This window comes from Meiothermus cerbereus DSM 11376 (assembly GCF_000620065.1).
Taxonomy (GTDB): Bacteria; Deinococcota; Deinococci; order Deinococcales; family Thermaceae; genus Meiothermus; species Meiothermus cerbereus.
Genome location: NZ_JHVI01000027.1, coordinates 1 through 11,860 on the forward strand (window position 1 = coordinate 1; position 11,860 = coordinate 11,860).

At 62.5% G+C, this 11,860-nt stretch carries 11 protein-coding genes and 1 tRNA gene; 5 read left to right on the top strand and 7 right to left on the bottom strand.

The window, feature by feature from the left end:
• On the bottom strand, positions 1–329 hold a 329-nt coding region (locus Q355_RS17010), incomplete at its 3' end, for a helix-turn-helix domain-containing protein (protein WP_027877792.1).
• 398 nt (positions 330–727) lie between these two features.
• Here Q355_RS17010 and Q355_RS0110670 point away from each other — a divergent pair.
• Positions 728–813: transfer RNA gene (locus tag Q355_RS0110670), tRNA-Leu, on the top strand.
• Between the two features lie 44 nt (positions 814–857).
• Here the strand turns inward: Q355_RS0110670 and acpS are convergent.
• Positions 858–1,229: a holo-ACP synthase gene (gene acpS / locus Q355_RS0110675; RefSeq protein ID WP_027877793.1), complete on the bottom strand. Its 372-nt coding sequence runs from the start codon at positions 1,227–1,229 to the stop codon at positions 858–860.
• Between the two features lie 20 nt (positions 1,230–1,249).
• Here acpS and rsmF point away from each other — a divergent pair, with 20 nt between their 5' ends.
• Complete coding sequence (gene rsmF / locus Q355_RS0110680; protein ID WP_027877794.1) at positions 1,250–2,623, top strand: 16S rRNA (cytosine(1407)-C(5))-methyltransferase RsmF; 1,374 nt, start codon at positions 1,250–1,252, stop codon at positions 2,621–2,623.
• A gap of 28 nt (positions 2,624–2,651) precedes the next feature.
• Here rsmF and Q355_RS0110685 read toward each other — a convergent pair whose 3' ends face one another.
• Positions 2,652–2,873 (bottom strand): hypothetical protein, encoded by a 222-nt coding sequence (locus Q355_RS0110685; protein WP_027877795.1) that lies wholly within the window; start codon positions 2,871–2,873, stop codon positions 2,652–2,654.
• A gap of 184 nt (positions 2,874–3,057) precedes the next feature.
• Between Q355_RS0110685 and murA the strand changes: the two genes are divergently transcribed.
• Together murA and prfB are read left to right on the top strand one after the other, a co-directional pair.
• Positions 3,058–4,341 carry a UDP-N-acetylglucosamine 1-carboxyvinyltransferase gene (gene murA, locus Q355_RS0110690; RefSeq protein ID WP_036259276.1) on the top strand — a complete coding sequence of 428 codons (1,284 nt, stop codon included), beginning with the start codon at positions 3,058–3,060 and terminating at the stop codon, positions 4,339–4,341.
• 109 nt (positions 4,342–4,450) lie between these two features.
• Positions 4,451–5,552 (top strand): peptide chain release factor 2 gene (gene prfB / locus Q355_RS15755; protein ID WP_156941914.1). Its coding sequence is split into 2 segments (ribosomal slippage): positions 4,451–4,501 and positions 4,503–5,552, totalling 1,101 coding nucleotides; the frame shifts between segments, so codons are not numbered across the junction.
• A 74-nt stretch (positions 5,553–5,626) separates the two neighbouring features.
• On the opposite strand, the gene Q355_RS16740 is transcribed toward prfB, so the two are convergent.
• From Q355_RS16740 to acs, 4 genes are read right to left on the bottom strand one after another with little or no spacing between them, the layout of a single operon-like run.
• Complete coding sequence (locus Q355_RS16740; protein ID WP_156941915.1) at positions 5,627–5,824, bottom strand: hypothetical protein; 198 nt, start codon at positions 5,822–5,824, stop codon at positions 5,627–5,629.
• Positions 5,825–5,884: 60 nt separating this feature from the next.
• Complete coding sequence (locus Q355_RS0110700) at positions 5,885–6,103, bottom strand: hypothetical protein (protein ID WP_156941916.1); 219 nt, start codon at positions 6,101–6,103, stop codon at positions 5,885–5,887.
• A gap of 1 nt (position 6,104) precedes the next feature.
• On the bottom strand, positions 6,105–6,983 hold the full coding sequence (locus tag Q355_RS0110705; RefSeq protein WP_027877798.1) for a structural protein: 879 nt from the start codon (positions 6,981–6,983) through the stop codon (positions 6,105–6,107).
• A 49-nt stretch (positions 6,984–7,032) separates the two neighbouring features.
• Entirely contained in the window at positions 7,033–8,979 is a 1,947-nt protein-coding gene (gene acs / locus Q355_RS0110710) for an acetate--CoA ligase (protein ID WP_027877799.1), read from the bottom strand.
• A 223-nt stretch (positions 8,980–9,202) separates the two neighbouring features.
• Between acs and Q355_RS0110715 the strand changes: the two genes are divergently transcribed.
• Positions 9,203–11,842, top strand: a complete 2,640-nt coding sequence (locus tag Q355_RS0110715) for an AMP-binding protein (protein ID WP_027877800.1) — start codon at positions 9,203–9,205, stop codon at positions 11,840–11,842.
• The last annotated feature ends 18 nt before the right edge of the window (positions 11,843–11,860 follow it).

The following is an 11,860-nucleotide window of genomic DNA, read 5'->3' on the forward strand; positions in this document are numbered from 1 at the left end:
CGCGCTTGCAGGGCCCGCCGGAGGGCTTGTTGCTCCTCCTGGTTCAGCAAGGCCCGCTTATCCCCTCCTGGGTTGTAGCGGTGCTTATCGATGAGCCCCTGGGGTCCCTCGGCGTTGTAGCGCCGGATGAGCTTGTAGACCCAGTTCTGGCTAAACCCGGTGGCCTGGCTCACTGCCCGGGTGCTGGGGCGGTTCTCCCGGGTCTGCTGGGCGTACAACCAGATCACCTGCCAGCGGGTCTTCTCCTTGGCATCCTTGCAGCTACGGTAGCGCTGTTCGAGTTCTTCCAGGCTCAGGTGGGCGTGTAGGGCTATGGCTTTGCTTGGCATGAGTTATTATCTACATAGATTTGGTATAATACGTGTGCATTCAGTGGGTATAAAAAGTGTACGGGCGCACAAGTTAAAAATCAAGAGGCAAATTTATAAGAGGCGTCTTTTTAGCGCTCATATCGCCGCGCACACATCTGCTACCTCGCTGCAGGTGAATGTGCTAAACACCCCTCCGATCACGGGGTTGCATGCCCCACCTCAGGACTTTCTCTCAGCAAAAGCCTTGGTGCAAAGTCAGGGTAGGAGCCGCTTCCCTTGCCGCCAGAGGAAGCGCCTCCAGGAACTTCTTCTGGCTCATTTGGGATGCTCACGGTCTGGTACAAGTGTTGTTGCACCAGCAACCAGCAAAGGTTATTGTCAGATTACACATAACGGCTAAACTAAAGGTCGGGTCTGCCGGGATGGCGGAATGGTAGACGCTACGGACTTAAAATCCGTTGCCCGCAAGGGCGTGTGGGTTCGAGTCCCATTCCCGGCACCAGCAATAAGTTTTTTGGCAGCTCGAGCCGCTTTACTCGAGCTGCCTTATGGCTCTGCCCTTTCCAGCAACACCACCGCCAGGGCATAGTGCTTCTCGTGGGAAAGCGAGAGGTGCGCTCTAAAACCCCCCTCTTCTATCTGGCGCTGTAGCCCTGGGGCAAAGCCCAGCCTGGGTCTGCGCCCCTGCATCTCTACCCAGACCTCGAGCCAGCTCAAGCGCTCAGGCCAGCATTTTTGAAAGGCCTCCTTGGCCGCAAAGCGAACCGCCAGCGAAGGAATGGGGTCGAACTTGGCCAGACAGTACTCGATTTCGCCAGGCACAAAGTGGCGTTCCAAAAAACGCCGGGGGTGCCGCTCCCACACCCGGCGCAGGCGTGCAAGTTCTACGATATCGGTTCCAATGGCTACCACGGGCATCGGTTAGCATTGTAAGCGTTGTGTTGCCCAAAGCCTTTCTGACCCGAATGTCCGACCTGCTGGGTGAGGCCTTTCCCCAGTTCCTGCAAGCCCTCAGCGCAGCCGACCGCAGCTATGGCCTGCGGGTGAACACCCTCAAGCTGAGCCCCGCGCAGCTACAGCAGATTAGCCCCTGGGAACTGAGGCCCATCCCCTGGTCGCCCGAAGGCTTCTACTACCCTGCCGAAGCCCGCCCCGGGCCCCACCCTTACTATTACGCCGGGCTCTACTACATCCAGGAGCCCTCGGCCCAGGCGGTGGGGGTGCTGGCCGACCCCCAGCCAGGGGAGCGTGTGCTGGACCTGGCCGCCGCCCCTGGGGGCAAAACCACCCACCTCGCCGCCCGGATGCAGGGGCAGGGCTTGCTGGTGTCCAACGAAATTGACCCGGGACGGCTGCGCGGCTTGCTGGAAAACGTGGAGCGCTGGGGGGCCAATCTGGCGGTGGTCTCGGCGCCGGTTGAGAAACTGGCCCAGGCCTGGGGTGCCTATTTCGACCGGGTGGTGCTGGATGCCCCCTGCTCGGGAGAGGGCATGTTTCGTAAGGATCCCGAGGTGGTGCGCCACTGGGGGCCTGGGGCCCCGGCTCGAGCGGCCCGCATACAGAAGTCGCTCATCGCCGCGGCCGCCGAGCTGGTGCGCCCTGGGGGGGTGCTGGTTTACTCGACCTGCACCTTTTCCCCCGAGGAGAACGAGCAGGTCATCGCGGAGTTTCTGCACACCCCTGGCTGGGTGCTCGAGGACGCCTGCATCTGCCCTCTTTTTGCTCCAGGGGTTCCGGCCTGGGGCGACGGCAACCCTGCGCTGACCAGAACCGCCCGGCTGTGGCCGCATCGGCTACGGGGGGAGGGGCATTTTCAAGCCAAACTCCGCAAAACCGAGGGCCAGGAAGACAACCCCGCACAGGAGCGGGTTCCTCCGTTGTCCCGCGAAAGTCGGGCTCTGTGGCAGTCCTGGTGTGAGGAACACCTGCAGGTAGACCTCGAGGGAGAGCCTCTCGAGCGGGCCGGACACCTTTACCTGCTCCCGCCCGGCCTGCCCAGCCTGGCAGGCATCAAAGCACCCGCGCCAGGGCTTTACCTGGGCGAGGTGCGGGTGGGGCAGCGCAAGGGCTCCGGGCGTTTTCTGCCCAGTAAGCCACTCGCGCACTATTTGCAGCCCCACCAGGTCAACCAGGTGCTGCGATTGCAGGCCGAAGACCCCCGCACCCTCGAGTTTGCGCTGGGCCAGCCTATCAGAGCCGAAGGAAGCGAGGGCTGGAAGTTGGTTGCACTCGAAACCGCCGTTGGCCTGTTCAGCCTAGGCTGGGGCAAACTAAAGGGCGGCATTCTGCGGCCAGGAAAAACTGGGCTCTGAATAGCAACAATCCCCCTGAACAGCGTCTTTATTCTTCCTCGGCCTCGAGCCGCTTCAGCAGCTCTTTCAGCTCTGCTTTTTGCTGGCCTTCCTCCATCCCATCGGCCAGTTTTTCGATAGCCAGTCGCACCACCTCGGACTTGGAGACCAGCTGCTCGGGGCTAGAAAGCTCGTAGGCCAGCCTGGTCAGGAGCGCGTCCTGATCATCGCTGATGACTACCTGTAAACGCTTTTTCTCCTTCTTGGGCATAACCTGTAAACCCTGGCGCCAGACGAGTATGGTAACGGTAAAATACTCGTATGCGTTTCTGACTAAACTTTAGCACGTTACGTTTGTGCTTGACAATACGGCACTAACTTACTATACTCATAGTGAGTATCATGTGTAAGATACGCAACGATAGCCAGATGCACCCAGGAGATGAGCCCTGCGTATGAACAGAACCCTTACCATTCACGGCGGTGTCCCCCTTAGCGGTGAACTGCGCATTTTTCCTGCCAAAAATTCAGCGCTCAAACTCATGGCGGCCAGCATTCTGACCGAGGAGCCCGTTACCCTTACGGAGGTTCCCCGCTTGCGTGATATTGACGTCCTGCTCGAGCTTCTGGGCCACCTGGGCACCCGCCACGCCTGGGAAGGCCGTACCCTGCACCTCCACACGCCCGAAATTCGCTCTACCCACGCGCCCTTCGAACTGGTCAGCAAGATGCGGGCCAGCTTCAACGTGCTGGGGGCCCTGGCTGCACGGGCTGGCGAAGGCACCGTACCCCTACCCGGGGGCTGCAATTTTGCCGAGCGTCCGGTAGACCAGCACATCAAGGCCCTGCGTGGCCTGGGCTTCGAGATCAGCACCGAGATTACCGAGCAAGGTGTGGCCTATACGGCCCGTCGCACCAAACCCGCCTCTGGCCGGGTGGTCTACGATCTGCCTACCCTGGGCGGCACCGAGCAGGCCCTGATGGCGGCAGCCCTGGGGGGTGAAGCCGTGCTGGTCAACACCCCACAGGAACCCGAAATTGTAGATCTTTGCAACTTCCTCACCATGATGGGGGCCGAGATTAGAGGCATCGGGAGCAGCATCCTGCATATCAAGGGCAAGCCCCGCCTGCGTGGAGGGCGCTACAGCGTAATCCCCGACCGCATCGAAGCGGGCACCTACCTGTTTGCCGCCGCGGCCACCCGGGGTTCCATCACCCTTACCAATGTGGAGCCGTTCCACATGGACGCCGTGCTGGACAAGCTCATTCAGTCGGGCCACAAAATCACCACCGGCAAAGACTGGATTACCCTGGAAGCCATCCCCAACCCCCAGCCCTTCAACCTCGAGGCCCGCGAGTACCCCGGCTTCATCACCGACCTGCAACCCCCTGCCACGGCCTACCTGGCTACCGTACACGGCACCTCGCTGGTCTCCGACCGGGTCTACCCCGACCGCTTTACCCACGCCAGTGAGCTGGCCCGCATGGGGGCCGAAGTTACCCTAAAAGACCGCACCCTGGTAATTCAGGGCCGCCGACTGACCGGCGCGGCAGTAGAAGCCCGCGACATTCGGGCCGGAGGGGGCCTGATTATCGCTGCCCTGGCGGCTGAGGGCGATAGCCACATCACCGGGTTGCAGTACATCGAACGCGGCTACGACGACATCGCAAACCGCCTGCGAAGCCTGGGCGCCCAGGTGGGGGTGCAGCACCCCGAGCTGGCGCTGGCGGCGGACTGAGTTTTTTCACACACGGGTCGGAATACAGCGTTTTGGCCGTGGTTTTTTGCCCTGGCGAGGCAACAAACACATTTGACGTTTGAGCCCGGACAGCCTAGACTCAGGTGCTATGGATTTAGAGACCCTGAAACACCGGCTCGAGGCCCTACGGGGGTATCTTTGACATCGCTGGCAAAGAAGCCCGCCTTGGCGAGCTCGAGCAATTCTTAAACGACCCCAGCCTCTGGAACGACCCCGACAACGCCCGCAAGGTTTCGCAGGAGTCGGCCCGGCTGCGCAAGGTGGTGGATGGCTACAAGCGCCTGGAGTCCGACCTGCAAGGGCTGCTGGAGCTCTGGCCGGAGCTTTCGCCCGAGGAGCGGGAGCAGATGCAGCCCGAGCTCGAGCGAGCCGGGCGTGAGCTGGAAGACCTCTACCACCAGACCCTGCTGGGTTTTCCCTATGCCGAAAACGCCGCCATCGTGACCATCAAGCCGGGCGCGGGCGGCACCGAGGCCTGCGACTGGGCCCAGATGCTCTACCGCATGTACACCCGCTTTGCCGAGCGCATGGGTTTTAGCCTGGAGTTGGTGGACTTGGAGCCCGGCGCCGAGGCCGGAATAGACCAGGCCCAGTTTATCGTGCGGGGCGAGAACGCTTTCGGCCTGCTCTCCGCCGAAGCCGGGGTCCACCGCCTGGTACGCCCTTCCCCCTTCAACGCCCAGGGCAAGCGCCAGACCAGCTTCGCCGCGGTGGAAGTAATGCCCGAGGTAGACGAATCGGTGGACGTGCAGATTGCCCCCGAAGACCTGCGGATTGATGTGATGCGCTCGCAGGGCAAAGGCGGCCAGGGCGTCAACACCACCGACTCGGCGGTGCGGGTGGTGCACCTGCCCACCGGCATCATCGTGAAGTGCCAGGTCACCCGCAGCCAGCAGAAAAACAAAGAGATGGCCATGAACATCCTGCGCTCCAAGCTTTTCGAGATCGAGTTCAAAAAGAAGCAGGAGGAGCTGGCCCGGCTGCGCGGAGAGGCCCGCCCCATCGAGTGGGGCAGCCAGATTCGCAGCTATGTGCTGGACAAGCAGTACATCAAAGACCACCGCACCGGCGAGATGCGCCACGACCCCGAAAACGTGCTGGACGGCGACCTCGAGAGCCTCATCTGGGCCGGGCTGGAGTGGAAGGCCGGACGCAGAGAAACGGCGGCCAACACCGCCACTGAAGACTAGCCTAGATCGCTACAACGCCGTACCTGGCAGGCGAAAAGCTCCGTGAGGTCATCGCAACCTTGGACTCCGCCCAGCTACGGTAGCTGCGCTGTAGGCCGACGGTGCGGTGCTGCCAGAAGGCGGGGAGCCAGTCCCACAGCACCCGCTTCGACGGTGATGGTGGTGCCGTACTCGTCCACCACCGTATCGTTAGAGGCCCGCACCAGCACGACGCCCTGGCGTAGCTGGCGCAGTTGCAGCGGGATGCGGTGAGTGGCGGAGTGAATACGCAAAGAAAAAATCCCCCTAGAAGGTGCCCGGTGGGCTTTCCCCTAGGGGGATGTCTGAGCGGATTATAGCACAGCCTGCATTATTTGGTCGTACCATGCAGGGTCGGCTTCGTGCAGCAACCAATCGCGAGCACCAGGAGCGCTGCCACCTGCAGCCACAGCTTCACGGTTGATCCGGCGGTACTCGTCTAGCGTCCATCGGCCCGAGGCCTTGAGCTGCTCGACCTCCGCGGCAAGCTGGCGCATCCGAACCCAATCGATTTTGGTTAACTTAGCAACCATGTTAGTCCTCTATACTGACCATCTGGCGGATCTCCCTAATCAGATTATACCCCAAAGGGTCTCTCACCTGTAGTTCGTCCCGCAAGTAGACATACGCGCAATGCGTCTCGCAAAAGTATTCCTTCCAGCTCACGCTCGCTCGCCCCGACACATAATTGGCCCGGTTCCAAATATTACGGATTCTATCCTCGAGCACAGACCCCATTTGCCGCCCAAGCACAGTCAAGATATGGTGGCTGGTCTCGTGGATTAGGGTGATCTGCGCTGCGGCGTTGGGACTATTCGCAATTGCGGAAACGGTTTCAATTTCGCCCCAGGTTGGTTGCTGGCGAATGTCTGGGCGCTCAAGGCTAAGCTTGATGCTCGCGTCAAGCGGGTTGTAGACCCCGTGAAACGGACCGTACTCGTCATAGAGTCTTTTCACAACCCGAATTTCTCCAAGGGGATTATCCTTCAACCATTTGAGTAGGCCAGCCCGGCTGAGACCGCGCAGAACCATTCTGCGGTCAGCTTCTGGTGTGGCTATCCACCGGCTGAAATGCACCCCCGCTTTGGGGCGCTCATACTCTAGCTGCCCCGTCAACTGGTCCTGCTTTGCCATGATTCCAATGATTGTACACCGGCAGTTCATCACCTCCCCCGCCGGAGCTCCCAGGCTGCGGTCGCCGGGGTATAGGAACCTCGAGCCTGCCGGGGTCACTAAAGGCTCGTCAATCGGCACCACCACACCGTCCATCTGGCGGTGGTCAAAACGCGACGAGCCCTGGGCCACCCGCACCCGGTTGTCCCGTGCGGTAAGCCAGCGCTTGTGGGTATAGCCCTGGTCTTTGAGGGTCTCGAGCTGAGCCGCATACGTGCTGGCAATACACGGCGCAAACAAAGAGCTCCACGCTGCTCGAGTCGCCGCGTGGAGCTTTGGTTTTGCGGGGTTATTGGGCGGGCGTAGACTTGAGCCGCTCCACCACAGCGCGGTCTTCCAGGGTGCTGGTGTCGCCCTTGATCTCCTCGCCTGAGGCCACCTGGCGCAGCAGGCGGCGCATAATCTTGCCCGAGCGGGTTTTGGGCAGGGCGTCGGTCAGGCGGATTTCGTCGGGGCGGGCAATGGCCCCAATGGCCTTGACCACGTGGGCCTTGAGCTCCTGGGCCAGCTCGGCGCTGGGGGTCTGGCCGGTTTTGAGGGTTACAAAGGCCACAATGCCCTCGCCCTTGATGGGGTCGGGGCGGCCCACCACCGCAGCCTCGGCCACGGCGGGGTGCGAGACCAGGGCGCTCTCCACTTCCATAGTTCCCAGGCGGTGGCCCGAGACGTTGAGCACATCGTCTACCCGGCCCAGGATCAGGTAGTAGCCATCCTCGTCGCGCCGGGCCCCGTCGCCGGTGAAGTAGTTGCCGGGGTACTGGGAGAAATACTGGCGCTCAAAGCGCTCGGGGTCGCCCCAGACCGTGCGCAGCATGGAGGGCCAGGGCTTCTGGATAATCAGGTGGCCGCCCTCGTCGGGGTTGCTGACGGGCTGGCCCGAGGTGTCCACTATTTGAGGCTGCACCCCAAAGAAGGGCTTGCCCGCATGGCCGGGCTTCATAGGGTGCACGCCGGGCAGGGTGGTAATCATGATGCCGCCGGTCTCGGTCTGCCACCAGGTATCCACAATGGGGCAGCGTTCCTTGCCAATCACCTTGTAGTACCACAGCCAGGCTTCGGGGTTGATGGGCTCCCCCACCGAGCCCAGTAGGCGCAGGCTCGAGAGATTGTACTTTAGGGGCCACTGCTCACCCCACTTCATGAAGGCCCGGATGGCGGTGGGGGCGGTGTACAGAATGTTCACGCTGTACTTTTCGATGATGTTCCAGATGCGCCCTTCGTCCGGGGCGTTGGGGGCCCCTTCGTACATCAGGGTGGTGGCGCCGTTTTGCAGCAGGCCATATACCACATAGCTGTGGCCGGTAATCCAGCCCACATCGGCGGTGCAGAAGTAGGTGTCGGTTTCCTTCAGATCGAAGATGTACTGGGCGGTCAGGTAGGTATAAACCGAGTAACCGCCGGTGGTGTGCAAAACCCCTTTGGGCTTGCCGGTGGAGCCAGAAGTATACAGGATGAACAAAGGGTCTTCAGCATCCATGGGTTCTGGGGGGCAGTCAGGGGAGGCTACGGCCATGAGTTCGTGATACCAGTGGTCGCGGCCCGGCTCCATGTGCACCTCGTGGCCGGTTCGCCGAACCACCACCACCTGCTCGATGGATTTTGCATCCGCCAGGGCTTCGTCGCTGTTGGCTTTGAGAGGAACCACGCTCCCGCGCCGCCAGCCACCGTCGGCGGTGATGAGCACCCTGGCCTGGGCATCGTTGATGCGGTCGGCCAGGGCCGAGGCCGAAAACCCGCCAAACACCACCGAGTGCACCGCCCCAATGCGGGCGCAGGCCAGCATGGCAATGGCCGCCTCGGCAATCATGGGCAGGTAGATGGTCACGCGGTCGCCCTTCTGCACCCCCAGCCCCTTGAGCACGTTGGCGAACTTGCTCACCTCGCGGTGCAGTTGCTGGTAGGTGAGGATGCGCGAGTCGCCCGGCTCCCCTTCGAAGATGATGGCCGCTTTGTTGCCGCGGGTGGCCAGGTGGCGGTCTAAGCAGTTATAGGAGAGGTTGAGCTGGCCCCCGATAAACCATTTGGCGTTGGGGGGGTTCCACTCGAGCACCTTGTCCCAGGGTTTGAACCAGTGTAGCTCGGAGGCCACCCGGCTCCAGAACTGCTCGGGTTGCTCGAGGCTCTCGCGGTACAGGGCCTCGTAGTCCTCGAGCCGCTTGATGCGGGCTGCTTGCCGGAAAGCCTCCGAGGGTTGAAAAACCCGCTCCTCTTTCAAAACTGCTTCGATTTTTTCCATAGTCACCTCTTGGGCTCGAGCCAGACTGCTGGCTATAGGGGTCTTTTGTTGGTGAGCATAGGCGGATACCTGGCGGGCGTCAAGAAAAAGCAGGCTTTGGCAAATGTAGGAATTGAACCATTACTTGACAGCAATAGCCTACCGGGCCATCATAGCCCCAAAACCCAAGCAAGCCTGCGCCGGTCTTCTTTAGCGGCTGCTGGCGCACAAACCAACCTGGTCTATGGCACAAAGTCGCAAACTTACCACAGTTCAAGCTGCGCTTCGGGTACTAGCCTACCTGGCCGAGCACCCTGAAGGGGTGGAGGCCGCCCGGCTGGCCGCTTTCCTGGGCAAAAGCCTCTCCACCGCCTATGCCTTGCTGGCTAGCCTGGTCTCGGAAGGCTTTGCAGAACGGGAAGGCAGCACCTACCGCCTCTCCAAGTCGGCCCTGGCGCCATCCGCTACCCGCCTGGCCGAGCCCGAGAAGCTCTCGGATGCGCTGGAAGAGCTTTACCTTAGAACCCGCGAACGCACCTACCTGGCCCTGCTCGACCGCGAGGGCCGGTTGCGCCTGTCCACCCGTGGGCGGCAGGGCTTACCCAAGCTGGCCGGGCTGGAGGATCAGGTGAGCGAGGGCTTTCATGCCCTAGCCCTGGGCAAGGCCGTGCTGGCGTTTATGGACAGCCAGGCCCAGGCCCCCCACCTGCAAAACCTCAAGGCTTTCACCCGGCTCACCATCACCGACCCCCTGACGCTCGAGGAAGAACTCACCAAGGTTCGCCAGATGGGCTTTGCCGTGGAGATTGAGGAGCACGCCGACGGCATCTCCGGAGTGGCTGCGCCCATTTTTGGCCGGGATGGTGCGGTGATGGGGGCCTTTGGGGTGGTGGTGCCCTCGAGGCGCTTCCCCTACGCCTTTACCCGGCTGGTGCAGGCTGTACAGGAGGTGGCCCGGGCCGCCTCCAGCCACGCCATGGTGGAAGAGGCCCCTCAGGAGGCCAAGCCTCTCCCACCCAGTGAACCGGTTTACCTGGGTTCTTCCAGCGAGGAAACCCCGGTCTGGGCGCCCAGGCCGCTGGTGGAAAAAGCCAACCTCAAAGACTACGCCGCTGAGTACCGCAGAAGCCTCGAGCAGCCCGAGGCCTTTTGGGGTGCTTGGGCCGAGCGCTTCCACTGGTTCAACCCCTGGAGGCGAGTACGGGAACTGGACGCCCCCTACCACCGCTGGTTCGTAGGGGCCACCACCAACATCACCTACAACGCCCTCGACCGGCACGCCGAAGGCCCCCGCCGCAACCAGCTGGCCCTCGTGGCCCTGGCCGGCGATGGCACGGTACACAAGCTCACCTACCGTGAGCTGCGCGACCTGACCGCCCGCCTGGCTGGGGGGCTGTTGTCGCTGGGCATCAAACCCGGCGACCGGGTAGCGGTGTATATGCCCACCGGGCTGGAGATGGCCCTCACCTTTCTGGCCTGTGCCCGCATTGGCGCGGTGCATGTGGCGGTTCCCGCCGGACTCAGCAGCCAGGCCCTACGCGAGCGTCTGCAGGACACCCAGGCCCGCTTGCTGGTGGCCGCCGACCGGATGTACCAGGGCGGGCGCACCCTGCACTTTACCCAGCTGCTCGAGGAAGCCACCCAGGGGCTGGATATACCGGTACTGTGGTTCAGCCGGGGGGGAAGCCGCCGACCCCTGGAATTCTGGGATCTGCTCGAGGCCCACCGGCCCACCACCCCTGCACTGCCGGTAGACAGCGAGCATCCCCTGTTTATCCTGTACACATCGGGCTCCACCGGCAAACCCAAGGGCGTGGTGCACGTGCATGGGGGCTACATGGTGGGCATCACCTACCACCTGCGCACCCTGTTCGACCTTAAGGAGGGCGAGATTTTCTGGGCCACCGCCGACCTCTCCTGGATTGTGGGGCACAGCTACGGCCTGTACGCCCCTTTGCTGGAGGGCCTGACCACGGTGCTGCGGGCCGAGCGGCTCGACTACCCCGACGCTAGCAGCTTCTACGAGACGCTGGAGGACTGTGGGGTCAACGTGCTCATCATCAGCCCCACCTGGCTACGCACCCTGCGCAAGCACGGCGATGAATTTGCCCAGAAGGCCCGCCTTTCCGACCTGCGGCTGGTGGCCAGCGTGGGGGAGTACCTGGCTCCCGAGGTCTGGCACTGGGCGGCCAAGCACCTGGCCCACGTAGTCGACAACTGGTGGCAGACCGAGACCGGCGGCCCCTGCCTATCCACCCCGGTGTGCATGCCGGCCAAACCCGGTAAGGCGGGCTTGCCCTTGCCGGGGGTAGAGGCGCGGGTGGTGGACGCAGCAGGGCGCGAGCTGCCACCCGGGCAAAAAGGGCATCTGGTCATCTGCCAGCCCTTCCCCCACTTTATGCGCACCTTCTGGAACAACGACGAGCGCTACCTCGAGCAATGGCACCGCATTCCCGGCTGCTACAGCACCGGCGATATTGCCGTGCGCGACAGCGAAGGCTACATCGCGCTGCTGGGCCGTTCGGACGACGTGATCAAGGCCGGAGAGATGCGCATTGGAACTGCCGAGATTGAAGGGGCCATGCTCGCGCACCCCTCGGTGGCCGAGGTGGCCGCGGTGGGGCTTACCAATCCCGAGCTGGGCGAGGTCATTAAGGTGTATGTGGTGCTCAAAACCCGCGAGGCCAGCCTCGAGGTTCGCGCCATCCTGGCCGACAAGCTGCAAGCCCACCTGCGCCGCCAGCTCGGCAGCATCCACCTGCCCACCGCGGTGGAAATTATCGACCAACTCCCCAGAACCAAGAGCGGCAAAATCCTGCGCCGCTTGCTCAAAGCCCAGGAGCTCGGCGACGACCCAGGCGACCTGTCCACACTAGAACCGTGAGTGGGCAAAACATCAGGA